Origin of the sequence: Klebsiella sp. H-Nf2, assembly GCF_002806645.1 — a bacterium.
Taxonomy (GTDB): Bacteria; Pseudomonadota; Gammaproteobacteria; order Enterobacterales; family Enterobacteriaceae; genus Klebsiella; species Klebsiella variicola.
The window spans coordinates 23,048-45,672 of the sequence record NZ_PIBL01000002.1 but is presented as its reverse complement, the minus strand read 5'-3'; the positions used below and the strand labels follow the sequence as shown (position 1 = coordinate 45,672).

Below are 22,625 nucleotides of genomic sequence, written 5' to 3'. Positions count from 1 at the left end.
AAGGGATTAACCTCTTATTACAACTGTGTTAAAAACAGCGTCAGGATACTCTATATCCAGTTTCATTCAAACTTTCGTTTGAAATCTGCCGGTTATGGTTTACGCCCGGTCGCTACAATATACACTTCACGCGAACGAGCGCGGGAAGAGTCCGGCTTACGAACTTTGACCTTCGTAAACAGGGAGCGAATTTCTCGAAGATACTCATCGAAGCCTTCGCCCTGGAACACCTTCACTACAAAACTACCACCTGGCGCTAATACATCACGAGACATTTCAAGCGCCAGTTCTACCAGATACATAGCCCGGGGAATATCCACCGCCGGTGTTCCGCACATATTCGGCGCCATATCGGACATGACAACTTGGACTTTACTGTCGCCCACTCGCTCAAGTAACGCTTTCAGGACTAATTCATCACGAAAATCGCCCTGAAGGAAGTCCACACCAACGATTGGATCCATTGGTAAAAGATCGCAAGCAATGATGCGGCCGCTGTTGCCGATCTGCGTGACCGCATACTGCGACCAGCCACCGGGAGCAGCACCGAGGTCAACTATCGTCATCCCCGGCTTAAAAATTTTGTCACTTTGCTGTATTTCATCAAGTTTAAACCAGGCACGGGAACGTAACCCCTTTTTCTGTGCCTGTTGAACATATTTATCGCTAAAGTGTTCCTGAAGCCAGCGGCTTGAGCTGGCAGAACGCTTTTTACCTGTCATTTAACATTCCCGTTCGGGTTCATCGTACTTTACTGCGTAAAAATCGACGCGGTAGTTTGGCGATATATGGGAGATGGCGGTAGAATGACCCGTTTTCAATCCCAACGTAAGCAAAAAAATACGATGAATCTGAGTACTAAACAAAAACAGCACCTGAAAGGTCTGGCACATCCGCTCAAGCCAGTAGTTATGCTTGGCAATAATGGTTTGACCGAAGGGGTACTGGCCGAGATCGAACAAGCGTTAGGGCACCATGAGCTCATCAAGGTGAAGATCGCCTCAGAAGATCGCGAAACTAAAGCCTTGATCGTGGAAGCCATCGTGCGTGAAACCGGCGCCTGTAATGTACAGGTCATCGGTAAAACGCTGGTTCTGTACCGCCCAACGCCAGAGCGTAAGATCTCGCTGCCACGCTAAGAATATCCTGAATCTCGACACAACTTTGTGTAAAACGAGGGATTTCTGCGGCCAGGCGAGCAAAATGCCATGCTCCTGACGTTGATAAAAGGCCGCTATGCGGCCTTTTTCCTTTCTTTACAATCTATAAACATCGTAGCGGGAAATACGCCTTACAGGTATTCAACCTTAGTAATTTCGTATTCCACTTCACCACCCGGGGTACGGATAGTCACGACATCATCCTGCTCTTTGCCGATCAGACCACGCGCGATCGGTGAGTTCACGGAGATCAGATTCTGCTTAAAATCCGCTTCATCATCACCCACGATGCGGTAGGTCTGTTCCTCGTCGGTATCCAGGTTCAGCACGCTGACGGTTGAACCAAAAATCACCCGGCCATTATTCGGCATTTTGGTGATATCAATCACCTGGGCATTGGACAGCTTCGCTTCGATATCTTTGATTCGCCCTTCGCAGAAGCCCTGCTGCTCACGCGCGGCATGATACTCAGCATTCTCTTTCAGATCGCCGTGCTCACGAGCGTCAGCAATAGCGGCAATGATTTCAGGACGACGCACAGACTTCAGATAATCCAGTTCTTCGCGCAGTTTCTCAGCGCCACGTAAGGTCATCGGAATCGCTTGCATTAGTTATACCTCTTTATCATTCCTTCAGGGAACGGATAGTCCCGCCCCGCCACCTGTCCTGCCCACAGGCAGGACACGAGCAAAAAGAAACCGACCCGGGAAACACTCCCCAGGTCAGCAGCAATTTTTCATTTGATAGGTATTTTACCCCGAAGTTCATTATGGGTCATCGTTTACTTTACTGGGCGTTGCACCGTAGTATGACGGCCTGGCTTCAGGTTGTTAGCGCGAGATTATGCGATTTCCCAGATTTATCATCGGATTGACTGCCGGTATAGCGCTTAGCGCTCAGGCGGCGAATATTGACGAGTACATCAACCAGCTTCCCGCCGGTGCGAACCTTGCCTTTATGGCGCAAAAGGTCGGCGCATCGACGCCGGAAATCGACTACCACAGCCAGCAAATGGCGCTCCCGGCCAGTACGCAAAAGGTTATCACCGCGCTGGCGGCTCTGCTGCAGCTGGGGCCCGATTTCCGCTTTACCACCACGCTGGAAACCAAAGGCTCACTTGACGGCGGCGTGCTGAAAGGCGACCTGATTGCCCGCTTCGGCGGCGATCCGACGCTCAAACGGCAGGATATTCGCAATATGGTGGCGACACTGAAAAAAGCCGGCGTGCAGCGTATCGAAGGCAATGTGCTCATCGATACCTCGGTCTTCGCCAGCCACGACAAAGCGCCGGGCTGGCCGTGGAACGACCTGACGCAGTGCTTCAGCGCTCCGCCGGCGGCGGCGATTGTCGACCGTAACTGCTTCTCTGTCTCACTGTATAGCGCGCAGAAACCGGGCGATCTCGCCTTCATTCGCGTTGCGTCCTATTATCCGGTCACCATGTTCAGCCAGGTGCGAACGCTGCCGCGTGGCTCATCGGAAGCGCAGTATTGCGAGCTCGACGTGGTGCCGGGCGATCTCAACCGCTATACCCTCACCGGCTGCCTGCCGCAGCGTAGCGAACCGCTGCCGCTGGCCTTCGCCATTCAGGATGGCGCCAGCTACGCCGGGGCGATCCTCAAAGCGGAGCTGACCCAGGCGGGGATCACCTATAGCGGCACGCTGCTGCGCCAGACGCTGGCCAATGACCCCGGAACGGTATTAGCCACCACTCAGTCGGCTCCTCTGCACGATCTGCTGAGGATCATGCTGAAGAAATCAGACAACATGATTGCCGACACCGTCTTTCGCACCATCGGCCACGCCCGTTTCGGCGTACCAGGCACCTGGCGGGCAGGATCCGATGCCGTACGCCAGATCCTGCGGCAACAGGCTGGGGTCGATCTCGGCAACACGATCATCGCCGACGGCTCTGGCTTGTCGCGCCACAACCTGATCGCCCCCGCGACCATGATGCAGGTGCTGCAGTATATCGCCCAGCACGATACCGAACTCAACTTCATCTCGATGCTGCCGCTGGCGGGCCACGATGGATCGCTGCAATATCGCGCCGGTCTCCACCAGGCGGGCGTGGATGGTAAAGTCTCGGCGAAAACAGGTTCGTTGCAGGGGGTTTATAACCTTGCTGGCTTTATCACTACCGCCAGCGGACAAAAGGTGGCCTTCGTGCAGTATCTCTCCGGCTACGCCGTGGAACCCGCCGACCAGCGTAATCGCCGCATCCCGCTGGTCCGCTTTGAAAGCCGCTTGTATAAAGATCTGTACCAGAACAACTAAAAACAAAAGGGCCGCATGAGAGATGCGGCCCTTTTTGATCCAGAGAAGTCAGGATTAACGTTTGTAGATGAATTCGACGCCTTCTTCGTCGTCTTCGTCCCAGTCGTCATCCCAGTCTTCGTCATCTTCCACTTCGACTTCGGCTTCTTCAAGCTGCTGACGGTGATAGTCGTCCCACATGAACTCGACTTTCTCCGGCTTCTGCTCTTCTTCCGCGTGCACGATCGGGTTTTCGATGATAAAGGTCATCACATCCCAGCACAGATCTTTCACGCCCTGCTGGCTGGCAGCTGAGATCAGGTAGAATTTCTCTTCCCAACCCAGCGCTTCGGCAATCGCCTTCGCTTTGGCTTCGGCTTCCGCTTTGTCCATCAGGTCAATCTTGTTAAAGACTAACCAGCGTGGCTTAGAGGCCAGCTTCTCGCTGTATTTCTCCAGCTCGCCAATGATAATGCGCGCATTCTCAACCGGATCGGAACCGTCGATTGGCTCGATGTCGATGAGATGCAGCAGCACACGGCAGCGCTCAAGGTGCTTGAGGAAGCGGATACCAAGGCCTGCGCCTTCCGCCGCCCCTTCAATCAGCCCCGGGATATCAGCAACCACGAAACTCTTCTCGTTATCCATACGCACCACGCCCAGGCTCGGCACCAGGGTGGTAAACGGATAGTCAGCCACTTTCGGCTTGGCAGCAGAGACCGCACGGATAAAGGTGGATTTACCGGCATTCGGCATCCCCAGCATCCCGACGTCGGCCAACAGCATCAGTTCAAGCTGCAGGTCGCGCTTATCGCCCGGGGTACCCATGGTCTTCTGACGCGGGGTACGGTTAACGGATGATTTGAAACGGGTGTTGCCCAGACCGTGCCAGCCGCCTTTCGCCACCATCAGACGCTGACCGTGTTTGGTCATATCGCCCATGGTCTCGCCGGTCCCCTGATCGATAACCCGCGTCCCTACCGGCACTTTCACCGTCACGTCTTTACCGCGTTTACCGGTACAGTCGCGGCTCTGACCGTTCTGCCCGCGTTCGGCGCGGAACGATTTTTCAAAACGGTAGTCGATCAGGGTGTTCAGGTTCTCGTCCGCTTCCAGCCAGACATCGCCGCCGTCACCGCCATCGCCGCCGTCCGGGCCGCCACGTGGAATATATTTTTCGCGGCGGAAGCTTACGCAACCATTGCCGCCGTCACCTGCTACGACCAGGATCGTTGCTTCATCTACAAACTTCATTTTACTCTCCGTAAATCATTCGCCTGAGCGGGGCAGCGGTACAACCGCCTCTCGCTTACGCCAACGCCCCCAAAGACGATGGCCGATGGCGGAATACATCGCGCCCGCAACCACGACAAACGCACCGAGATAACCAATCAGGTTTAACATCGGTCTGGCGAAAAAATCGGGCCAGGCCATTGATAATAAATCAGAAAACAGTAGCGTAAACAGTGGCGTCAAGGTGATTAACGCGCTGACCTGCGCCGCCTGCCAGCGCGCCATGGCTTCCGCCAGCGCCCCGTAGCCGACCAGGGTATTCAGCCCGCAAAAAATCAGGCATGCCAATTGCCAGTCGCTTAACTGGGATATCACCCCGGGCTTAGCGAGCGGCAGTAATGCAATCGTACATAAAGTGTACAGCAAAAATAGTATCTGCTGTGATGCCAGACGGCGCAATAACACCTTTTGCGCGACGCCATAGCTTACCCACACCGTTGCAGCAGCAACGCCGAAAATTACCCCCCATGTGTAATCCGTCAGGCGGGTAAAGATTTCAATCAGGCTGGTATTGAAGAACATCACCAACCCGCTGAGCAACATCAACGCGCCCACCACCTGGGTGCCGCGCATGCGCTCTTTCAGTATCACGACGCTTGCCACCATCATGCCCACCGGCGATAGCTGGCCGATGACCTGAGAAGCTGTGGGGCTGAGATATTGCAGGGAAGAACTGAACAGAATGAAGTTACCGAACAGGCCACCGGTGGCAATGGCTAATAAGACCAGCCAGCGCGGCTTACGAAAAATTCGCAGCGGCGGCAGTTTGCCTTTGATCGCGAGGATCGCGCCAAGCCCAATACTTGCCATCAGAAAGCGATAAAACACCACCGTAGGCGGCGCCATCACCTCGAGAACCTGCTTCATTGCAATCGGCAACGCTCCCCAGCACATCGCGGTGGTGAGCGCCAGAATAATGCCAATCCCAGCCTGCTGCTTCATGCCTGTTTCCCTGCAAAATTTTCCAGTAGACGAATGTAAAAAGCCCCGCAACGTGTTGCGGGGCTTTCATCCGTTACCGGGACGCGAAAAACTTATTCAGCAACGATGCTGATGAATTTACGGTTTTTCGGGCCTTTAACTTCGAACTTGACTTTACCGTCAGTCAAAGCGAACAGAGTGTGGTCACGGCCGCAACCAACGTTGGTGCCAGCGTGGAATTTGGTACCACGTTGACGAACGATGATGCTACCTGCCAGAACTGCTTCACCGCCGAAACGTTTTACGCCCAGACGTTTAGCTTCTGAATCGCGACCGTTACGAGTCGAGCCGCCAGCCTTTTTATGTGCCATTTAAATCTACTCCTCAGGTCTTAGGCGCTGATGCCAGTGATTTTCACATCAGTGAACCACTGACGATGGCCCTGCTGCTTACGATAGTGTTTACGACGACGAAACTTAACGATTTTAACTTTCTCGCCACGACCGTGAGCAACAACTTCAGCTTTGATTACGCCGCCCTCAACGAAAGGAACGCCGATCTTGATTTCTTCACCGTTTGCGATCATCAGCACTTCAGCGAATTCAACAGCTTCGCCAGTTGCGATGTCCAGCTTTTCCAGGCGAACGGTCTGACCTTCGCTTACTCGGTGTTGTTTACCACCACTTTGGAAAACCGCGTACATATAAAACTCCGCTTCCGCGCACCTCTTTATGTGATTCAGAGTGCGCTATAAATATTCACAATAGGGCGCGAATATTACGCAAAACGCGAGCCTTTGACAAGAGCGATCAGCGATCAATGCAGAAAAAAAACACAACTTTCACGACAACGTTTATCTACGGCAATTTTTCAGTACAATCATATCTTCTTTTAATTCTGTCTTAATCCTTCTGTGATCCCACCTGGATTCATGGTAACAGGACATTTGGCCCGGCTTTTGCGATGAATTTAGAAAAAATCAATGAGTTAACCGCGCAAGATATGGCGGGTGTCAATGCGACGATTCTTGAGCAACTCAACTCCGATGTTCAGCTTATCAATCAGTTAGGCTATTACATCGTCAGCGGCGGCGGCAAACGCATTCGCCCGATGATTGCTGTGCTTGCCGCGCGCGCGGTGGGCTATCAAGGGAGCGCGCATGTCACTATTGCTGCGCTGATTGAATTTATTCATACCGCCACGCTGCTGCATGACGACGTCGTCGATGAGTCTGACATGCGTCGCGGCAAAGCCACGGCCAATGCGGCGTTCGGCAATGCCGCCAGCGTGCTGGTTGGCGATTTCATCTATACCCGCGCTTTCCAGATGATGACCCAGCTAGGCTCACTGAAGATCCTCGAGGTCATGTCGGAGGCGGTGAACGTCATTGCCGAAGGTGAAGTGCTGCAGTTGATGAACGTCAACGATCCGGATATCACGGAAGAGAACTACATGCGCGTCATCTACAGCAAGACGGCGCGCCTGTTTGAGGCGGCCTCGCAGTGTGCGGGAATGCTGGCCGACTGCTCTGCGGAAGAAGAGCGCGCGTTGCAGGATTATGGTCGCTATCTCGGTACCGCTTTCCAGCTGATCGACGATTTACTCGACTACAGTTCCGACGGAGAGCGGCTCGGTAAAAACGTCGGCGATGACCTGAACGAAGGCAAACCGACGCTACCGTTGTTGCATGCTATGCATCACGGTACCCCCGATCAGGCGGCGATGATCCGCGGGGCGATCGAGCAAGGCAATGGTCGCCATCTGCTGGATGCTGTTCTGGAAACGATGGCCACCTGTGGCTCGCTGGAATGGACGCAGAAACGAGCTGAAGAAGAAGCCGACAAAGCGATTGCTGCCCTGCAGATCCTCCCGGACACCCCGTGGCGCGAAGCCTTGATTGGGCTGGCACATATCGCGGTCCAGCGCGATCATTAATCCCCTCTCCTTTCCCGCGCGATGCGCGGGAAAGTTCCAGTAAAAGTCCATTTTCCACCCTAACTTCCAGCTATCTTGATACATTCTGAATATTCCGGCGCTTTAACAGAACTTGTTAGAACCTTACATAGTACGCGGGTATAGTGTCCTTATCGCCCATGTGGGACGATCTGGATCTTTATCACCAGGAGAATTTATGGATAAGTTCATCGACTGGCATCCCGCAGATATTGTTGCCGGATTACGTAAACGTGGAACATCGCTGGCGGCAGAGTCGCGACGGCATGGCCTGAGTTCTTCAACGCTGGCGAACGCCCTGACTCGCCCCTGGCCGAAAGGCGAGTTGATTATCGCCACGGCGCTGGAAACGCAGCCGTGGGTCATCTGGCCGTCACGCTACCACGACCCGGTGACTCATGAGTTTATCGACAGAACGCAGATGATGCGTCAAAAGAAGACAGACAAGTGATGTGATTGACTGGCAGTGACCCCCACGGGGTCACTGCCATGATGCTATTACTCGCCTTTCACGCGCTGAATATTGGCACCCAGCGCCTGCAGTTTATCCTCGATACGCTCATAGCCACGATCGATGTGGTAGATGCGATCGACGATGGTGGTCCCTTCAGCGATACAGCCTGCCAGTACGAGGCTCGCCGACGCACGCAAATCGGTCGCCATCACTTGTGCGCCTGAAAGCTGCTTCACGCCGTGACAGATAGCGGTATTGCTCTCGATTTCCGCATGCGCACCCATACGGATCAGCTCAGGAATGTGCATGAAGCGGTTTTCAAAGATCGTTTCGGTGATCACACCGGTCCCTTCCGCCACCAGGTTGAGCAGCGTGAACTGGGCCTGCATATCGGTCGGGAAGCCCGGGTGCGGCGCGGTACGCACGTTAACCGCTTTCGGACGGTTGCCGTGCATATCGAGGCTAATCCAGTCTTCGCCCGTTTCGATGTCAGCCCCGGCGTCACGCAGTTTCGCCAGAACGGCATCGAGGGTATCTGGCTGCGCGTTACGGCAGAGGATCTTGCCGCCGGAAATCGCCGCGGCCACCAGGAAGGTACCCGTTTCGATACGGTCCGGCAGTACACGATATACGCCGCCACCCAGGCGCTGCACGCCTTCGATGGTAATGCGATCGGTGCCCTGACCTTTGATTTTCGCGCCCAGCGCGTTAAGGAAGTTGGCGGTATCGACAATTTCCGGCTCGCGCGCGGCGTTTTCGATAACGGTGGTACCTTCAGCCAGCGTCGCCGCGCTCATGATAGTCACGGTCGCGCCTACGCTGACCTTATCCATCACAATGTGCGCGCCTTTCAGTCGCCCGTTGACAGACGCCTTCACATAACCTTCTTCCAGTTTGATTTCGGCGCCCAGCTGTTCCAGACCGGTAATGTGCAGGTCGACCGGACGCGCGCCGATGGCACAGCCGCCTGGCAGAGAAACTTGTCCCTGACCAAAACGCGCGACCAGCGGGCCCAGCGCCCAGATGGAGGCACGCATGGTTTTCACCAGGTCGTATGGAGCACAGAATACATCAACCGGGCCGGCGTCAATCCATACCGAACCATTGCGCTCAACCTTCGCGCCCAGCTGGCTCAGCAGCTTCATGGTGGTATCGATATCTTTCAGCTTGGGTACGTTCTGGATCTCTACCGGCTCTTCGGCAAGCAGCGCGGAAAAGAGGATTGGCAGGGCGGCGTTTTTTGCACCAGAAATGGTGACTTCGCCCTGAAGGCGAGTCGGCCCCTGAACACGGAATTTATCCATTGATTCTGTTCTCTATTAAAAATTCACATACGCTGCAGGGGACCCCCCACAGCTTAGAAGCCATTTAGTTTGCGGTCTCGCGCCCACTCCTGCGGAGTGAAGGCCTTGATCGACAGCGCATGGATACGGTTGTCAGCAATATATTCCATCAGCGGCGCGTAGACGCTCTGCTGCTTTTTAACCCGGCTCATGCCATCGAACATCTCACCCACAGCAATAACCTGAAAGTGGCTGCCATCGCCAGAGACGTGGACTTCCTGGAGGGGGAGTGCGTTCATCAGCACGGTCTGAATTTCATGATTTTCCATGGGCTCAAATTTATCTGATAGTGAAAACAGCCCAACATCTTAGAGGAAAGTGGCGCGGTCTTAAACAAGCAAAAAGCCCCGACGAAAAGATTGCCGGGGCTTTCGGAATAGCTTCAACGCTAAGACACTGAAAAGATTATGGGATCATATCGACAGGCAGGTTGTAAAGACCGATCAGCGTTTGCAGATTTTCGCTCTTCGCGATCAGTTGCGCTTCCCGCCCCTGACGGCGAATCAGTGCCACAAAATGCACTAACAGCGCCAGGCCCGCCGTGTCCACGCGCGTAGTCTGGCTGAGATCGATGATCGTCGCCCCCTCCGTCGCCCTGGCGCGTGCTTCCCAGAGCGGGACCAGCAGATCCTGGTCCAGCTCTCCGTGCAGCGCCAGCGTCTCGCCCTCGCGAGTCCAGCTCAGCTGCCCGGTCATTATTTTTTCTGATCCAGCGTGATCGGCTGAGCAGAGATCGCTTTCAACTGCGCAGTCAGCCCGTCGACGCCTTTGGTACGCAGCAGATCGCTCCACTCATTCTGTTTGGTGGTGATCATGCTGACCCCTTCGGCGATCATATCGTAAGCCTGCCAGTGGCCGGTCTGCGTATTTTTACGCCACTGGAAGTCCAGACGCACTGGCGGACGGCCATTCGGGTCGACGATGGTCACGCGGATAGGCACGATGGTGGCATCACCCAGCGGCTGCTCTGGAGCAATCTGGTAAGTCTGACCATGGTACATCGCCAGTGCCTGGCCGTAGGCCTGCTTCAGATATTCGCGGAAGGCGGCAAAGTAGGCTTCACGCTGCGCCGGGGTCGCTTCTTTGTAGTAGCGGCCCAGCACCAGCGCGCCGGCATATTTCACCTGCACATACGGCAGCAGCTCCTGGTCGACGATGTCGCGCAGATAGTTAGGGTTAGCTTTAATCTTCGGCTGTTCATTCTTCAGGCGATCGAAGGTTTTCTGCGCCGCTTCATTCATCAGCTTATACGGGTTGGACTGGTCTGCCGCCTGGGCGGCGGTCAGCGGGGCAATCACCAGCATGGCGACCATGAGTAAGCGTTTAAACATATCGTGTTTCTCCTGAAATTAATGCGTCGTGCCGGCTGCCGGCGTCGCGTCAGTATGACCTTCTGCCGCGGCCTTATCATTGCCAGAATTCTGATTATCGCTGCCCTTGCTGTTATAAAGGAACTGACCAATCAGATCTTCCAGCACCATGGCGGACTTGGTGTCCTGGATCGTGCCGCCGTCTTTAAGGATAGCCGTCCCGAGGTCCGGGTCTTCAAAACCGACGTTCAGCGCCAGATACTGCTCGCCCAGCAGGCCCGAGGTGCGGATCGCCAGCGAACTGGTATCCGGGATATGGTTGTAGCGCTCATCAATATCGAGCTCCACGCGTGGCAGATAGGTTTTCGGGTCAAGAGTGATGTCCGCCACTCGGCCGACAACCACACCGCCGATGCGTACCGGCGAACGCGCCTTCAGGCCGCCGATGTTATCGAAGGTCGCGTACAGGCGGTAAGTCGGCTCGGTACGTAGCGAGGTAACGTTCGCCGCCTTCAGGCAGACAAACAGCGCCGCCAGCAGCGCCACCAGTAAGAACACCCCTACCCAGATTTCATTTTTTTTCGTTTGCATGAACTCAATTCCCAAACATCAGCGCAGTCAGCACAAAATCCAGCCCCAGAACCGCCAGCGACGCATGCACCACGGTGCGCGTTGTCGCCCGGCTAATCCCGGCGGAAGTGGGGATAGCGTCATAACCGTTAAATAACGCAATCCAGGTTACCGTAATGGCGAATACCAGGCTCTTAATCAGGCAGTTCACCAGATCCATTCGCCAGTCGACGGCATTTTGCATCGCGGTCCAGAAAAAGCCACCATCAATACCCTTCCAGCTCACGCCTACCAGCGCACCGCCCCAGATCCCCACCGCCACGAAGATAATCGTCAGCAGCGGCAGCGAAATGACGCCAGCCCAGAAGCGGGGGGAAATCACGCGGCGCAGCGGGTCCACCGCCATCATCTCCATACTGGAGAGCTGTTCCGTGGCCCGCATCAGGCCAATCTCGGCGGTCAGCGCCGATCCGGCGCGGCCGGCAAACAACAGCGCAGCAACCACCGGTCCCAGCTCGCGCAGCAGCGACAGCGCCACCAGCATGCCAAGACTGGTCTCTGCGCTGTAGGTGGTTAAGACCAGATACCCCTGCAGGCCGAGCACCATACCGATAAACAAGCCCGATACAATGATAATCAGCATCGACAGAACGCCAACGTTATAGAGCTGACGAACCAGCAGCGGCGCGTGCTTGCGAAACTCTGGTTTGCCCACAACGGCGTTGAAAAGCATTAATCCGGCGCGTCCAAACGTCGCGGTGGTTTTAATCCCGCGATGCCCTAGCGCGGCCAGCGCATTAAACAGCATGAGTCGCTCAACTCCCTATGCCTAATAAATCATGGTGATAGTCGCCAGCCGGATAACGGAACGGCACCGGGCCGTCGGCAATACCATCAATGAACTGACGAACCCGAGCGTCGGCATTTTCCCGCAGCGACTGGGCGCTACCGTGGGCGACAATCTTTTTATCCGCCACGATATACGCGTAGTCTGCGATGCTAAGCACCTCAGGCACATCGTGCGAAACCACGATGCAAGTGACACCCAACGTGTTGTTGAGTTCAGAAATCAACTTCACCAGCACGCCCATGGTGATGGGATCCTGCCCGACAAACGGTTCGTCGAACATAATCAGGTCCGGCTCCAGCGCAATGGCTCTCGCCAGGGCGGCGCGGCGCGCCATCCCGCCGGAAAGCTCGGAGGGCATTAACTTCGCCGCACCTCGCAACCCCACCGCCTCCAGCTTCATCATCACCGTCGTATGCAACAGCGCAGGCGGCAGCTGCGTATGCTCGCGCAGCGGATAGGCAACGTTATCAAATACATTGAGATCGGTGAACAGCGCGCCGGACTGGAACAACATGCTCATCCGCTTACGCACCGTGTAAAGACGCGAACGCGTCATCTGTGGTACGTTCTCGCCATCAAACAGGATCTCTCCCCTGTCCGGCGGGATCTGCCCACCGATCAGGCGTAACAGGGTAGTCTTGCCGATCCCCGAAGGTCCCATGATCGCAGTAATCTTACCGCGCGGTACCGACAGCGAGATGTCGTCGAAGATCACACGATCGCCGCGAGAAAAGCGGATACCGCGCACTTCAACTAAATTCGCCTGAGTTTGGCTCATAAAATCATCCTTACTAAACACCTGACGGGCAAGCATGGCCCTTTCTTGCGCCACAATCACAACATTTTTACAGAATCTTACCTGCACAGGTTAGCGAAAGCTGGCATTTGTTTTACTTTTGGCACACATAAAGTCAAAATTAAGAATTCGTTACGCTGCGTAGGGATAACCCAGCGAGGCGACGATTATACCTGAAGAAAGGACTTTAGATGCTCTTAGCGACGGCTCTGTTAATTATTGGTTTACTGCTGGTTGTCTACAGCGCCGATCGTCTGGTCTATGCCGCTTCCATCCTGTGTCGTATGTTGGGGATCCCGCCGCTGATCATCGGTATGACGGTGGTGAGTATCGGCACCAGCCTGCCCGAGATCATGGTTTCCACCACGGCCTCGCTGCATGGGCAGATCGATCTGGCGGTCGGCACCGCGCTCGGCTCCAACATTACCAATATTCTTCTGATCCTCGGTCTCGCCGCCTTACTCAGGCCATTTACCGTGCATTCTGATATTCTGCGCCGCGAATTACCGCTAATGTTGCTGGTCAGTGTGCTGGCCGGGCTGGTGCTCTACGATGGACAGTTGTCCCGTCTCGACGGGCTGTTTTTACTGGCGCTGGCGCTTCTGTGGCTGTTGTTTACCATCAAAATTGCCCGTCTGGCGGAGCGCCAGGGAAGCGATAGTCTGACCCGCGAACAGCTGGCGGAGCTGCCGCGTGAAGGATCGCTGCCGGTCGCTCTGCTCTGGTTAGGGGTGGCGATGATTGTCATGCCGATGGCTACCCGTATGGTGGTGGATAACACCACGGTATTGGCAAACTTTTTTGCCATTAGCGAGCTGACCGTCGGTCTGACGGTGGTAGCGATAGGCACCAGCCTGCCAGAGCTGGCCACCGCTATCGCCGGGGCGCGGAAAGGGGAAGATGACATTGCTATCGGCAATATCATCGGCGCCAATATCCTCAATATTGCGCTGGTGCTGGGTTTACCGGCGCTGATCGCGCCGGGGAGCTTTGCGAGCGAAGCCTTTACTCGCGACTATGGCGTGATGCTGCTGGTCAGCCTGATCTTCGCGGTGCTGTGCTGGCGCCGCCAGCAGCAGCCGGGACGACTGGTTGGCGCACTGCTGGTCGGCGGCTTTGTGGTTTGGTTGGCGATGCTGTTCTGGACAGCGCCGCTCTTCGTTGAATGACTCGGGATAACATCATGTCGCAAATAGATTTGCCCACGGATTTTGACTTTCAACAGGCAGGCCGTCAGGTGCTGGAAATTGAACGTGAAGGTCTGGCCCAGCTCGATCAATATATAAATGAAGACTTTACCCATGCTTGCGAAACGATTTTCCGCTGCGGCGGCAAAGTCGTGGTGATGGGGATGGGCAAGTCGGGCCACATCGGCCGCAAAATAGCAGCGACCTTCGCCAGTACCGGCACCTCGGCTTTTTTTGTCCACCCCGGCGAAGCGGCGCATGGCGATTTAGGGATGGTCACCCCACAGGATGTGGTGATTGCGCTATCGAACTCCGGCGAATCGAATGAAATCCTGGCGCTGATCCCGGTCCTGAAACGCCAGCAGGTGAAGCTTATTTGCATGACCAGCCGGCCAGACAGCAGCATGGCGCGCGCGGCGGATATCCATCTGTGCGTGAAAGTGCCCAAAGAGGCCTGCCCGTTAGGGCTGGCGCCCACCTCCAGCACCACCGCGGCGCTGGTGATGGGTGATGCCCTCGCCGTCGCCCTGCTGGAAGCCCGCGGCTTTACTGCTGAAGATTTCGCCCTGTCCCATCCGGGCGGCGCACTTGGTCGTAAGCTGTTGCTGCGCGTCAATGATATTATGCATACCGGTGATGAAATCCCGCACGTCGGCCTGCAGGCCACCCTGCGCGATGCGCTGCTGGAAATTACGCGTAAAAATTTAGGCATGACCGCCATCTGTGATGACCAGATGAAAATTATCGGGATCTTCACCGATGGTGACCTGCGCCGGGTCTTTGATACCGGCGTCGATATGCGCAATGCCAGTATTGCCGACGTCATGACCCGGGGAGGGATCCGTATCCGTCCCGGCACCCTGGCGGTAGATGCCCTAAACCTGATGCAATCCCGTCATATCACCTGCGTGCTGGTTGCCGATGGCGACCATCTGCTGGGTGTGGTACATATGCACGATCTCCTGCGCGCGGGCGTAGTGTAAGTAAGGAAAAAATAATGAATAATGCTGATGCTCAGTTAGCGACATGCTATGGGCCGGTAAGCCTGGCGTTTCTCGATCGCGCGGCTAAGATCCGTCTACTGATCCTCGATGTTGACGGTGTATTATCCGACGGACTTATCTATATGGGTAATCACGGCGAGGAGCTGAAAGCGTTCAACGTCCGCGATGGCTATGGTATCCGCTGCGCGCTGACCTCCGGCATCGAAGTGGCGATTATTACCGGGCGAAAAGCTAAACTGGTAGAAGACCGCTGCCAGACGCTGGGCATTACGCATCTGTATCAAGGTCAGTCGGACAAGCTGTTGGCGTTTCGTGATTTATTAAGCAAACTGGCGGTTCGCCCGGATGAAGTGGCCTATATCGGTGATGATCTGATCGACTGGCCGGTGATGGCGGAAGTGGGTTTAAGCGTCGCCGTCGCCGATGCACATCCGCTGCTGCTGCCGCGGGCGAATTATGTCACGCGAATTAACGGCGGACGCGGCGCAGTACGCGAAGTCTGCGATTTGTTACTATTGGCGCAGGGCAAGCTTGATGAGGCCAAAGGGCAATCAATATGAGTAAAACCAGACGTTGGGTTATCATTTTACTGTCGCTGCTCGCGCTGATCCTCATCGGCCTGAATCTGGCGAATACGGACGACACGGCCCAGCCGGAGGTCAATCCCAACGACCCGACGTATAAAAGCGAACATACCGACACCGTCGTGTACAGCCCGGAAGGCGCCCTGAGCTATCGGCTGATTGCCGAGCACGTGGAATACTTTTCCGATCAGGCGGTTTCCTGGTTTACCAAGCCGGTGATGACCACCTTTGATACCAATAAGGTGCCAACCTGGTCAATCAGGGCAGATAAAGCGAAGCTGACGAATGACCGTATGCTCTATCTTTACGGGCACGTTGAGGTGAATGCGCTCGCGCCTGACTCTCAACTGCGCAAAATTACGACGGATAACGCCCAGATAAATCTGGTCACACAGGACGTTACCTCCGATGACATGGTGACGTTATACGGCACCACATTTAATTCCAGCGGCCTGAAAATGCGTGGAAACCTTCGCAGCAAAAATGCCGAGCTGATTGAAAAGGTGAGAACCTCTTATGAAATTCAGAACAAACAAACTCAGCCTTAAGATTGCGCTCGCCGGCGCTTTACTGGCCGCCAGCCTGCCGGCATTGGCCAAGACGGGCGATACCGATCAGCCGATCCATATCGAGTCCGATCAGCAGTCGCTGGATATGCAGGGCAACGTCGTCACTTTCACCGGTAATGTAGTCGTCACCCAGGGGACGATCAAAATTAACGCTGATAAAGTGGTGGTCACCCGTCCGGGCAATGAGAAAGGTAAAGAGGTGATCGAAGGCTTCGGTAACCCGGCTACCTTCTACCAGATGCAGGATAACGGCAAGCCGGTAAAAGGCCGGGCGTCGAAAATGCGCTACGAGCTGCAGAATGATTACGTCGTGCTGACCGGCAACGCTTACCTTGAGCAGCTCGACAGCAATATCAAGGGCGATAAAATCACCTATCTGGTGAAAGAGCAAAAAATGCAGGCCTTCAGCGACAAAGGTCGACGCGTCACCACCGTTCTGGTGCCGTCCGAGCTGCAGGATAAAAGCGGCAACCAGCAAAAGAAGAGTAACTAATTCGTTATGGCAACCTTAACTGCGAAGAATCTCGCCAAAGCTTATAAAGGCCGCCGCGTAGTGGAAGATGTCAGTCTCACCGTTAACTCCGGAGAGATTGTCGGCTTGCTCGGCCCTAACGGCGCCGGTAAAACCACCACCTTCTACATGGTGGTCGGCATTGTGCCGCGCGATGCGGGCAATATTATTATCGATGACGAAGACATCAGCCTGCTGCCGCTGCACGCGCGCGCGCGCCGGGGCATCGGCTATCTGCCGCAGGAAGCCTCTATTTTTCGTCGTCTGAGCGTCTATGACAACCTGATGGCGGTCCTGCAGATCCGTGACGATTTAACCAGCGAACAGCGTGAAGATCGCGCCAAAGAGCTGATGGAAGAGTTTCATATTGAGCACCTGCGCGACAGCCTCGGTCAGGCGCTCTCCGGTGGTGAACGCCGCCGTGTCGAAATCGCTCGCGCGCTGGCGGCGAACCCGAAATTTATCCTTCTGGATGAACCGTTTGCCGGTGTTGACCCGATCTCCGTTATCGATATCAAACGCATTATTGAGCACCTGCGCGACAGCGGCCTCGGCGTGCTGATCACCGACCATAACGTCAGAGAGACCCTCGCCGTCTGCGAACGCGCGTATATTGTCAGTCAGGGACACCTTATTGCTCATGGCACACCGCAGCAGATCCTCGAAGATGAGCAGGTTAAGCGCGTGTATCTTGGGGAAGACTTCAGACTCTGATAGGGTAGAGGTTACAGACGTTTTAGCCGGAGATATTTACCCTGAACATGAAGCAAGGTTTGCAATTAAGGCTTAGCCAACAGCTTGCCATGACGCCGCAGCTGCAGCAGGCGATTCGTTTGCTGCAGTTGTCCACGTTAGAACTCCAGCAAGAGCTCCAGCAAGCGCTGGAAAGTAACCCATTGCTTGAGCAAACCGATCTTCACGAAGAGGTAGAAGCGAAAGAAGTGGAGGACCGCGAGTCCCTCGATACCGTCGATGCGCTTGAGCAAAAAGAGATGCCGGACGAGCTCCCTCTCGATGCCAGCTGGGATGAAATCTATACCGCCGGTACGCCGTCAGGCAACGGCGTGGACTATCAGGATGACGAGCTGCCCGTCTATCAAGGTGAGACCACCCAGACGCTTCAGGATTACCTGATGTGGCAGGTCGAGCTGACGCCCTTCACCGATACCGACCGCGCCATTGCCACCTCTATCGTCGACGCCGTCGACGATACGGGCTATCTCACCATTCAGATTGAAGACATCGTTGAGAGCATCGGCGATGACGAGATCGGCCTGGAAGAGGTGGAAGCCGTCCTGAAGCGCATCCAGCGCTTTGATCCGGTTGGCGTCGCGGCGAAAGATCTGCGCGACTGCCTGCTGATCCAGCTGTCGCAATTCGCCAAAGAGACGCCGTGGCTGGAAGAGGCCCGGTTGATTATCAGCGATCATCTCGATCTGCTGGCTAATCATGATTTCCGTACCCTGATGCGAGTAACGCGCCTGAAAGAAGAGGTGCTGAAAGAGGCGGTGAATCTGATCCAGTCACTGGATCCCCGCCCAGGGCAGTCCATTCATACCAGTGAACCAGAATATGTCATTCCGGACGTACTGGTCCGCAAGGTTAGCGGCCGCTGGACCGTGGAGCTCAACGCCGACAGCATTCCCCGGCTGAAAATTAATCAGCAGTATGCGGCGATGGGCAACAGCACCCGTAATGACGCCGACGGCCAGTTCATTCGCAGCAATCTGCAGGAAGCCCGCTGGCTGATTAAAAGTCTGGAAAGCCGCAACGATACGCTACTGCGCGTCAGCCGCTGCATCGTTGAACAGCAGCAGGCTTTTTTCGAACAGGGTGAAGAGTATATGAAGCCGATGGTGCTGGCCGATATCGCCCAGGCTGTCGAGATGCATGAATCCACCATTTCCCGTGTCACCACGCAAAAATATCTGCACAGTCCGCGCGGTATTTTTGAACTGAAGTATTTCTTCTCCAGCCATGTGAATACCGAAGGCGGCGGCGAAGCCTCGTCGACGGCCATTCGCGCGCTGGTGAAGAAATTAATCGCCGCGGAAAACCCCGCGAAGCCGTTGAGCGACAGTAAGCTCACCTCCATGCTGTCCGAGCAGGGTATCATGGTCGCGCGCCGCACTGTCGCGAAGTACAGAGAGTCTTTATCCATTCCGCCGTCAAACCAGCGTAAACAACTGGTCTGACACAACCGATAAGGAAGACACTATGCAGCTCAACATTACAGGACACAACGTCGAGATCACCCCCGCGATGCGCGACTTCGTCACGGCGAAGTTCAGCAAACTGGAGCAATTTTTCGACCGGATCAATCAGGTCTATATTGTGTTAAAAGTAGAGAAAGTGACGCAAATTGCGGACGCGAATCTGCATGTCAACGGTGGCGAAATCCATGCCAGTGCGGAAGGGCAGGATATGTATGCAGCTGTCGATGGTCTTATCGACAAGCTGGCAAGGCAGTTAACGAAGCACAAAGATAAACTAAAACAACACTAATTGTCCGGGCCCCTCTGCGTCCGTCGTAGTTTAACATCGGCGGCGGGCGTGGGGGCGCTCAGGTGAAATTATGATGAACAACGATTCGGCTCTACAACTGAGCAACGTCCTGAACCAGGAATGTACCCGTAGCCAGGTTCACTGCCAGAGCAAGAAGCGTGCTCTGGAAATCATTAGCGAACTGGCCGCCAAACAGTTAAGTTTGCCGCCGCAGGTGGTGTTCGAAGCGATCCTCACCCGCGAAAAAATGGGCAGTACCGGGATTGGCAATGGTATCGCCATTCCTCACGGTAAACTGGAAGAGGATACGCTGCGTGCTGTCGGCGTTTTTGTCCAGCTGGAAACCCCCATCGCCTTCGACGCGATCGACAATCAGCCTGTCGACCTGCTGTTCGCGCTGCTGGTGCCAGCCGACCAGACAAAGACTCACCTGCATACGCTCTCCCTGGTGGCCAAACGGCTGGCGGACAAAGCGATTTGCCGTCGCCTGCGCGCTGCGCAGAGCGATGAAGAGTTGTATGAGATCATCACCGAAGCAGGAAGCAGCGATGACGCATAACGGCAGTCGCACCTTATCCTTTATCGTACTGAGGAGAAACGGTACATGGTACTGATGATCGTCAGCGGCCGCTCGGGCTCGGGGAAATCCGTCGCTCTGCGAGCGCTGGAAGATATGGGCTTTTACTGCGTGGATAACCTGCCGGTCGTGCTGCTGCCCGACCTGGCGCGGTCGCTGGCTGACCGCAATATCTCCGCGGCCGTCAGCATCGACGTGCGTAACATGCCAGAATCACCGGAAATCTTTGAACAGGCGATGCAGAACCTGCCAGAATGCTTTTCTCCGCAACTGCTGTTCCTTGATGCCGACCGTAATACCCTGATCCGCCGTTACAGCGATACGCGTCGCTTACACCCGCTCTCCAGCAAGAATCTGTCGCTCGAAAGCGCGATCGACGAAGAGAGCGATCTGCTGGAGCCGCTGCGCTCCCGTGCGGATCTGATCGTCGATACGTCCGAAATGTCGGTGCATGAACTGGCCGAGATGCTGCGTACTCGCCTGTTAGGTAAACGCGAGCGCGAACTGACGATGGTCTTCGAATCCTTCGGCTTCAAACACGGTATTCCGATCGATGCCGATTACGTCTTTGACGTGCGCTTTCTGCCAAACCCGCACTGGGATCCGAAGCTGCGTCCAATGACCGGTCTGGATAAACCGGTGGCCGCCTTCCTTGACCGGCACACCGAAGTGCACAACTTTATTTACCAGACCCGGAGCTATCTTGAGCTATGGTTACCGATGCTGGAGACCAACAATCGCAGCTATCTGACGGTGGCCATTGGCTGCACCGGCGGTAAACATCGTTCGGTTTATATTGCTGAACAACTGGCTGACTACTTCCGCTCCCGCGGTAAGAACGTACAGTCTCGTCATCGGACGCTGGAAAAACGTAAATCATGACCGTAAAGCAGACCGTTGAAATCACCAATAAGCTGGGCATGCACGCCCGCCCGGCGATGAAGCTGTTTGAGCTGATGCAGAATTTCGATGCCGAAGTACTGCTGCGCAACGATGAAGGCACGGAGGCAGAAGCAAACAGCGTGATTGCCCTGCTGATGCTGGACTCGGCGAAAGGGCGGCAGATAGAGGTGGAAGCCAGCGGTCCGCAGGAAGTTGAGGCGCTCGCCGCGGTGATAGCCCTGTTTAATGCCGGATTTGATGAAGACTGAGCGTTACGCTTCCCGGCGACGGCCGACTGGCGACAGTGCCAGCCCCGGCGCCGGATTAACGCGCTAATACAGCTTATGCTCGCGCATAAACCCTTCTCCACCCAGCTGTCGCATCTGGCGTAAGATCCAGGCCTGGCGGCTGCGCACATAGCCCGAAGGCGCGTCGGCGCGATAGCGGATCGGATTTGGCAGCACCGCGGCCAGCAGAGCCGCTTCCCCCGGCGTCAGCTGGCTGGCAGGCTTATGAAAATAGCGCTGCGCGGCCGCTTCCACACCAAATATCCCATCACCAAACTCGGCAATATTCAGGTAGACGGTCAGGATCCGCTTTTTACTCCAGACGGTTTCTATACCGACCGTCAGCCCGGCTTCCAGCCCCTTACGCAACCAGCTGCGGCCATCCCATAAAAACAGGTTTTTCGCCGTCTGCTGCGACAGCGTTGACGCGCCGCGGATGCGGGTATCATGACGCTCATTGTGCGCCAGCGCTTTTTCTATCGCCGATACGTCGAACCCCCAGTGTTCCGGGAACTTCTGATCTTCGGCGGCAATCACCGCCAGCCCCATCCACGGAGAGATCTCATCCATGCCGACCCAATCAGAGTGCGCCAGATAGTGGACATCTCCGGACAGCCAGGCGCTCACCTGCCGTTCGAGCATCACCGCCGAAAACGGCACCGGCAGCACGCTAAACAGCGCGATCCCCCCGCCCCAGAAGACGGCGGCGATCAGCAGCAGACGCAGCGCCAGTCGTTTTAGCAGCGCAAAGGGCGCTACGCGGAGTCTCATGCGCTCAGCGCCAGCACGCGGGCGACCAGCTTTTCGATCCCGGTGGCGGCTTGCGCAATATTCTCTGCCAGCATATACGCCGGGGTGGTGACCACTTTGTTGTCTTCATCCACCACGATGTCGTCGACCGGGCAAGGCACGTGCTCCGCCCCCATCTCTTCGACCACATCGGCAGTATCGAGATCGGTCCCGATGGTTATTCGCAGCGGAAACGCAAAAATCTTCGGCAGCAGCGCCGGGGCAATGCACATGAAACCCAGCGGTTTGCCGGCCTGATGCATCGCCAGCGCCAGGGTCTGCAGATCACCGTCCACCTGACATTCGCTGCCCTCGGCGGCGAAGCTGCTTAAATTTTTCGCCGCGCCGAAGCCGCCGGGGACGATCAGCGCGTCCAGCGTCTCCGCACGCGCCTGCGTCAGCGGTAAGATGTCGCCGCGGGCAATTCGCGCCGCTTCCACCAGCACGTTGCGTTGCTCCGTCAGCGGTTCCCCCGTCAGATGGTTGATGACGTCGCGCTGCGGTTTATCGGGTGCAAAGCACACCGCCTGCGCGCCGTTGCGCGCGATCGCCAGCAGGGTAATCACCGCTTCATGAATTTCACTGCCGTCGTACACGCCGCAGCCGCTCAGTACCACACCAATTTTTTTCATCGCTTTCGCTCCTCCATGCAACTCGCTGAAACCAGTCAAAAATGTCGATTTACTCGCTATGCTTCACATATTTTACTGATTCATGTAACAAATTAGTTAAGCTTTGCTATCTTAATGAGCGAGCAATCCACTTCTCAGGTTGCGCCACGTAACAACATCACTCAAATAACACTGGCTCAACCACCAGTTCCC

At 55.6% G+C, this 22,625-nt stretch carries 30 protein-coding genes; 15 read left to right on the top strand and 15 right to left on the bottom strand.

Features of this window, described 5'->3' with window-relative positions; genetic code table 11:
- Positions 1–92: 92 nt before the first annotated feature.
- Positions 93–722: a 23S rRNA (uridine(2552)-2'-O)-methyltransferase RlmE gene (rlmE, locus tag CWM58_RS06825; protein ID WP_008806638.1), complete on the bottom strand. Its 630-nt coding sequence runs from the start codon at positions 720–722 to the stop codon at positions 93–95.
- A 123-nt stretch (positions 723–845) separates the two neighbouring features.
- Between rlmE and yhbY the strand changes: the two genes are divergently transcribed.
- The gene (gene yhbY, locus CWM58_RS06820) at positions 846–1,139 is read left to right on the top strand and encodes a ribosome assembly RNA-binding protein YhbY (protein WP_002918374.1); all 294 of its coding nucleotides are present in this window, start codon (positions 846–848) and stop codon (positions 1,137–1,139) included.
- Between the two features lie 152 nt (positions 1,140–1,291).
- On the opposite strand, the gene greA is transcribed toward yhbY, so the two are convergent.
- The gene (gene greA, locus CWM58_RS06815; RefSeq protein ID WP_008806639.1) at positions 1,292–1,768 is read right to left on the bottom strand and encodes a transcription elongation factor GreA; all 477 of its coding nucleotides are present in this window, start codon (positions 1,766–1,768) and stop codon (positions 1,292–1,294) included.
- 235 nt (positions 1,769–2,003) lie between these two features.
- On the opposite strand from greA, the gene dacB reads away from it, so the two are divergent.
- Positions 2,004–3,437 carry a serine-type D-Ala-D-Ala carboxypeptidase gene (gene dacB / locus CWM58_RS06810; RefSeq protein ID WP_061153197.1) on the top strand — a complete coding sequence of 478 codons (1,434 nt, stop codon included), beginning with the start codon at positions 2,004–2,006 and terminating at the stop codon, positions 3,435–3,437.
- 54 nt (positions 3,438–3,491) lie between these two features.
- On the opposite strand, the gene cgtA is transcribed toward dacB, so the two are convergent.
- The 4 genes from cgtA to rplU form a co-directional block, all read right to left on the bottom strand.
- Positions 3,492–4,670, bottom strand: coding sequence for an Obg family GTPase CgtA (gene cgtA / locus CWM58_RS06805; protein ID WP_100676248.1), 1,179 nt, complete (start codon positions 4,668–4,670; stop codon positions 3,492–3,494).
- A 15-nt stretch (positions 4,671–4,685) separates the two neighbouring features.
- Positions 4,686–5,651: a DMT family transporter gene (locus CWM58_RS06800; RefSeq protein WP_061153195.1), complete on the bottom strand. Its 966-nt coding sequence runs from the start codon at positions 5,649–5,651 to the stop codon at positions 4,686–4,688.
- A 92-nt stretch (positions 5,652–5,743) separates the two neighbouring features.
- Positions 5,744–6,001, bottom strand: a complete 258-nt coding sequence (gene rpmA / locus CWM58_RS06795; RefSeq protein WP_002434222.1) for a 50S ribosomal protein L27 — start codon at positions 5,999–6,001, stop codon at positions 5,744–5,746.
- Positions 6,002–6,021: 20 nt separating this feature from the next.
- Positions 6,022–6,333: a 50S ribosomal protein L21 gene (rplU, locus tag CWM58_RS06790; protein ID WP_002918379.1), complete on the bottom strand. Its 312-nt coding sequence runs from the start codon at positions 6,331–6,333 to the stop codon at positions 6,022–6,024.
- A 260-nt stretch (positions 6,334–6,593) separates the two neighbouring features.
- On the opposite strand from rplU, the gene ispB reads away from it, so the two are divergent.
- Together ispB and sfsB are read left to right on the top strand one after the other, a co-directional pair.
- Complete coding sequence (gene ispB / locus CWM58_RS06785) at positions 6,594–7,565, top strand: octaprenyl diphosphate synthase (protein ID WP_008806643.1); 972 nt, start codon at positions 6,594–6,596, stop codon at positions 7,563–7,565.
- Positions 7,566–7,761: 196 nt separating this feature from the next.
- Positions 7,762–8,034 carry a DNA-binding transcriptional regulator SfsB gene (gene sfsB, locus CWM58_RS06780; RefSeq protein ID WP_061153194.1) on the top strand — a complete coding sequence of 91 codons (273 nt, stop codon included), beginning with the start codon at positions 7,762–7,764 and terminating at the stop codon, positions 8,032–8,034.
- 47 nt (positions 8,035–8,081) lie between these two features.
- Here sfsB and murA read toward each other — a convergent pair whose 3' ends face one another.
- The 7 genes from murA to mlaF form a co-directional block, all read right to left on the bottom strand.
- The gene (gene murA, locus CWM58_RS06775) at positions 8,082–9,341 is read right to left on the bottom strand and encodes a UDP-N-acetylglucosamine 1-carboxyvinyltransferase (protein WP_061153193.1); all 1,260 of its coding nucleotides are present in this window, start codon (positions 9,339–9,341) and stop codon (positions 8,082–8,084) included.
- 53 nt (positions 9,342–9,394) lie between these two features.
- Positions 9,395–9,649 (bottom strand): BolA family iron metabolism protein IbaG, encoded by a 255-nt coding sequence (gene ibaG / locus CWM58_RS06770; protein WP_004144910.1) that lies wholly within the window; start codon positions 9,647–9,649, stop codon positions 9,395–9,397.
- 136 nt (positions 9,650–9,785) lie between these two features.
- Positions 9,786–10,076, bottom strand: a complete 291-nt coding sequence (mlaB, locus tag CWM58_RS06765; protein ID WP_008806646.1) for a lipid asymmetry maintenance protein MlaB — start codon at positions 10,074–10,076, stop codon at positions 9,786–9,788.
- Entirely contained in the window at positions 10,076–10,711 is a 636-nt protein-coding gene (gene mlaC / locus CWM58_RS06760) for a phospholipid-binding protein MlaC (protein WP_061153192.1), read from the bottom strand. Before mlaC ends, mlaB begins: the two co-directional genes overlap by 1 nt.
- An 18-nt stretch (positions 10,712–10,729) precedes the next feature.
- The gene (gene mlaD / locus CWM58_RS06755) at positions 10,730–11,281 is read right to left on the bottom strand and encodes an outer membrane lipid asymmetry maintenance protein MlaD (protein WP_061153191.1); all 552 of its coding nucleotides are present in this window, start codon (positions 11,279–11,281) and stop codon (positions 10,730–10,732) included.
- A gap of 4 nt (positions 11,282–11,285) precedes the next feature.
- Positions 11,286–12,068, bottom strand: coding sequence for a lipid asymmetry maintenance ABC transporter permease subunit MlaE (gene mlaE / locus CWM58_RS06750; RefSeq protein ID WP_004150949.1), 783 nt, complete (start codon positions 12,066–12,068; stop codon positions 11,286–11,288).
- A gap of 7 nt (positions 12,069–12,075) precedes the next feature.
- Positions 12,076–12,888 (bottom strand): phospholipid ABC transporter ATP-binding protein MlaF, encoded by an 813-nt coding sequence (mlaF, locus tag CWM58_RS06745; protein ID WP_100680593.1) that lies wholly within the window; start codon positions 12,886–12,888, stop codon positions 12,076–12,078.
- A 209-nt stretch (positions 12,889–13,097) separates the two neighbouring features.
- Here mlaF and CWM58_RS06735 point away from each other — a divergent pair, with 209 nt between their 5' ends.
- The 11 genes from CWM58_RS06735 to npr all read left to right on the top strand — a co-directional run bounded on the left by CWM58_RS06735 (position 13,098) and on the right by npr (position 20,994).
- Entirely contained in the window at positions 13,098–14,075 is a 978-nt protein-coding gene (locus tag CWM58_RS06735) for a calcium/sodium antiporter (protein WP_008806648.1), read from the top strand.
- Complete coding sequence (gene kdsD / locus CWM58_RS06730) at positions 14,072–15,076, top strand: arabinose-5-phosphate isomerase KdsD (RefSeq protein WP_165785733.1); 1,005 nt, start codon at positions 14,072–14,074, stop codon at positions 15,074–15,076. Before CWM58_RS06735 ends, kdsD begins: the two co-directional genes overlap by 4 nt.
- A 14-nt stretch (positions 15,077–15,090) precedes the next feature.
- The gene (kdsC, locus tag CWM58_RS06725; RefSeq protein WP_100680591.1) at positions 15,091–15,657 is read left to right on the top strand and encodes a 3-deoxy-manno-octulosonate-8-phosphatase KdsC; all 567 of its coding nucleotides are present in this window, start codon (positions 15,091–15,093) and stop codon (positions 15,655–15,657) included.
- Positions 15,654–16,229 carry an LPS export ABC transporter periplasmic protein LptC gene (gene lptC / locus CWM58_RS06720; RefSeq protein WP_100680590.1) on the top strand — a complete coding sequence of 192 codons (576 nt, stop codon included), beginning with the start codon at positions 15,654–15,656 and terminating at the stop codon, positions 16,227–16,229. Before kdsC ends, lptC begins: the two co-directional genes overlap by 4 nt.
- Positions 16,198–16,743, top strand: a complete 546-nt coding sequence (gene lptA / locus CWM58_RS06715) for a lipopolysaccharide ABC transporter substrate-binding protein LptA (RefSeq protein ID WP_002918415.1) — start codon at positions 16,198–16,200, stop codon at positions 16,741–16,743. Before lptC ends, lptA begins: the two co-directional genes overlap by 32 nt.
- Before the next feature lie 6 nt (positions 16,744–16,749).
- Complete coding sequence (gene lptB / locus CWM58_RS06710; protein WP_002918417.1) at positions 16,750–17,475, top strand: LPS export ABC transporter ATP-binding protein; 726 nt, start codon at positions 16,750–16,752, stop codon at positions 17,473–17,475.
- Positions 17,476–17,522: 47 nt separating this feature from the next.
- Positions 17,523–18,956 (top strand): RNA polymerase factor sigma-54, encoded by a 1,434-nt coding sequence (rpoN, locus tag CWM58_RS06705; RefSeq protein WP_061153187.1) that lies wholly within the window; start codon positions 17,523–17,525, stop codon positions 18,954–18,956.
- 22 nt (positions 18,957–18,978) lie between these two features.
- The gene (gene hpf / locus CWM58_RS06700) at positions 18,979–19,266 is read left to right on the top strand and encodes a ribosome hibernation promoting factor (RefSeq protein WP_004206206.1); all 288 of its coding nucleotides are present in this window, start codon (positions 18,979–18,981) and stop codon (positions 19,264–19,266) included.
- A 70-nt stretch (positions 19,267–19,336) separates the two neighbouring features.
- Positions 19,337–19,825: a PTS IIA-like nitrogen regulatory protein PtsN gene (gene ptsN / locus CWM58_RS06695; protein WP_004144926.1), complete on the top strand. Its 489-nt coding sequence runs from the start codon at positions 19,337–19,339 to the stop codon at positions 19,823–19,825.
- 45 nt (positions 19,826–19,870) lie between these two features.
- Positions 19,871–20,725: an RNase adapter RapZ gene (rapZ, locus tag CWM58_RS06690; protein WP_002918428.1), complete on the top strand. Its 855-nt coding sequence runs from the start codon at positions 19,871–19,873 to the stop codon at positions 20,723–20,725.
- Positions 20,722–20,994 (top strand): PTS phosphocarrier protein NPr, encoded by a 273-nt coding sequence (npr, locus tag CWM58_RS06685; RefSeq protein WP_002918431.1) that lies wholly within the window; start codon positions 20,722–20,724, stop codon positions 20,992–20,994. Before rapZ ends, npr begins: the two co-directional genes overlap by 4 nt.
- A gap of 63 nt (positions 20,995–21,057) precedes the next feature.
- On the opposite strand, the gene mtgA is transcribed toward npr, so the two are convergent.
- Positions 21,058–21,783, bottom strand: coding sequence for a monofunctional biosynthetic peptidoglycan transglycosylase (gene mtgA, locus CWM58_RS06680; RefSeq protein WP_008806653.1), 726 nt, complete (start codon positions 21,781–21,783; stop codon positions 21,058–21,060).
- Positions 21,780–22,433, bottom strand: coding sequence for an isoprenoid biosynthesis glyoxalase ElbB (gene elbB / locus CWM58_RS06675; protein ID WP_100680589.1), 654 nt, complete (start codon positions 22,431–22,433; stop codon positions 21,780–21,782). Before elbB ends, mtgA begins: the two co-directional genes overlap by 4 nt.
- Positions 22,434–22,625 lie beyond the last annotated feature (192 nt).

What these genes read in the sequence shown, in the direction of transcription:
- rlmE (WP_008806638.1), bottom strand. Translation starts at nt 722, where the DNA reads ATGACAGGTAAAAAGCGTTCTGCCAGCTCAAGCCGCTGGCTTCAGGAA.
- yhbY (WP_002918374.1), top strand. Translation starts at nt 846, where the DNA reads ATGAATCTGAGTACTAAACAAAAACAGCACCTGAAAGGTCTGGCACAT.
- greA (WP_008806639.1), bottom strand. Translation starts at nt 1,768, where the DNA reads ATGCAAGCGATTCCGATGACCTTACGTGGCGCTGAGAAACTGCGCGAA.
- dacB (WP_061153197.1), top strand. Translation starts at nt 2,004, where the DNA reads ATGCGATTTCCCAGATTTATCATCGGATTGACTGCCGGTATAGCGCTT.
- cgtA (WP_100676248.1), bottom strand. Translation starts at nt 4,670, where the DNA reads ATGAAGTTTGTAGATGAAGCAACGATCCTGGTCGTAGCAGGTGACGGC.
- CWM58_RS06800 (WP_061153195.1), bottom strand. Translation starts at nt 5,651, where the DNA reads ATGAAGCAGCAGGCTGGGATTGGCATTATTCTGGCGCTCACCACCGCG.
- rpmA (WP_002434222.1), bottom strand. Translation starts at nt 6,001, where the DNA reads ATGGCACATAAAAAGGCTGGCGGCTCGACTCGTAACGGTCGCGATTCA.
- rplU (WP_002918379.1), bottom strand. Translation starts at nt 6,333, where the DNA reads ATGTACGCGGTTTTCCAAAGTGGTGGTAAACAACACCGAGTAAGCGAA.
- ispB (WP_008806643.1), top strand. Translation starts at nt 6,594, where the DNA reads ATGAATTTAGAAAAAATCAATGAGTTAACCGCGCAAGATATGGCGGGT.
- sfsB (WP_061153194.1), top strand. Translation starts at nt 7,762, where the DNA reads ATGGATAAGTTCATCGACTGGCATCCCGCAGATATTGTTGCCGGATTA.
- murA (WP_061153193.1), bottom strand. Translation starts at nt 9,341, where the DNA reads ATGGATAAATTCCGTGTTCAGGGGCCGACTCGCCTTCAGGGCGAAGTC.
- ibaG (WP_004144910.1), bottom strand. Translation starts at nt 9,649, where the DNA reads ATGGAAAATCATGAAATTCAGACCGTGCTGATGAACGCACTCCCCCTC.
- mlaB (WP_008806646.1), bottom strand. Translation starts at nt 10,076, where the DNA reads ATGACCGGGCAGCTGAGCTGGACTCGCGAGGGCGAGACGCTGGCGCTG.
- mlaC (WP_061153192.1), bottom strand. Translation starts at nt 10,711, where the DNA reads ATGTTTAAACGCTTACTCATGGTCGCCATGCTGGTGATTGCCCCGCTG.
- mlaD (WP_061153191.1), bottom strand. Translation starts at nt 11,281, where the DNA reads ATGCAAACGAAAAAAAATGAAATCTGGGTAGGGGTGTTCTTACTGGTG.
- mlaE (WP_004150949.1), bottom strand. Translation starts at nt 12,068, where the DNA reads ATGCTGTTTAATGCGCTGGCCGCGCTAGGGCATCGCGGGATTAAAACC.
- mlaF (WP_100680593.1), bottom strand. Translation starts at nt 12,888, where the DNA reads ATGAGCCAAACTCAGGCGAATTTAGTTGAAGTGCGCGGTATCCGCTTT.
- CWM58_RS06735 (WP_008806648.1), top strand. Translation starts at nt 13,098, where the DNA reads ATGCTCTTAGCGACGGCTCTGTTAATTATTGGTTTACTGCTGGTTGTC.
- kdsD (WP_165785733.1), top strand. Translation starts at nt 14,072, where the DNA reads ATGACTCGGGATAACATCATGTCGCAAATAGATTTGCCCACGGATTTT.
- kdsC (WP_100680591.1), top strand. Translation starts at nt 15,091, where the DNA reads ATGAATAATGCTGATGCTCAGTTAGCGACATGCTATGGGCCGGTAAGC.
- lptC (WP_100680590.1), top strand. Translation starts at nt 15,654, where the DNA reads ATGAGTAAAACCAGACGTTGGGTTATCATTTTACTGTCGCTGCTCGCG.
- lptA (WP_002918415.1), top strand. Translation starts at nt 16,198, where the DNA reads ATGAAATTCAGAACAAACAAACTCAGCCTTAAGATTGCGCTCGCCGGC.
- lptB (WP_002918417.1), top strand. Translation starts at nt 16,750, where the DNA reads ATGGCAACCTTAACTGCGAAGAATCTCGCCAAAGCTTATAAAGGCCGC.
- rpoN (WP_061153187.1), top strand. Translation starts at nt 17,523, where the DNA reads ATGAAGCAAGGTTTGCAATTAAGGCTTAGCCAACAGCTTGCCATGACG.
- hpf (WP_004206206.1), top strand. Translation starts at nt 18,979, where the DNA reads ATGCAGCTCAACATTACAGGACACAACGTCGAGATCACCCCCGCGATG.
- ptsN (WP_004144926.1), top strand. Translation starts at nt 19,337, where the DNA reads ATGATGAACAACGATTCGGCTCTACAACTGAGCAACGTCCTGAACCAG.
- rapZ (WP_002918428.1), top strand. Translation starts at nt 19,871, where the DNA reads ATGGTACTGATGATCGTCAGCGGCCGCTCGGGCTCGGGGAAATCCGTC.
- npr (WP_002918431.1), top strand. Translation starts at nt 20,722, where the DNA reads ATGACCGTAAAGCAGACCGTTGAAATCACCAATAAGCTGGGCATGCAC.
- mtgA (WP_008806653.1), bottom strand. Translation starts at nt 21,783, where the DNA reads ATGAGACTCCGCGTAGCGCCCTTTGCGCTGCTAAAACGACTGGCGCTG.
- elbB (WP_100680589.1), bottom strand. Translation starts at nt 22,433, where the DNA reads ATGAAAAAAATTGGTGTGGTACTGAGCGGCTGCGGCGTGTACGACGGC.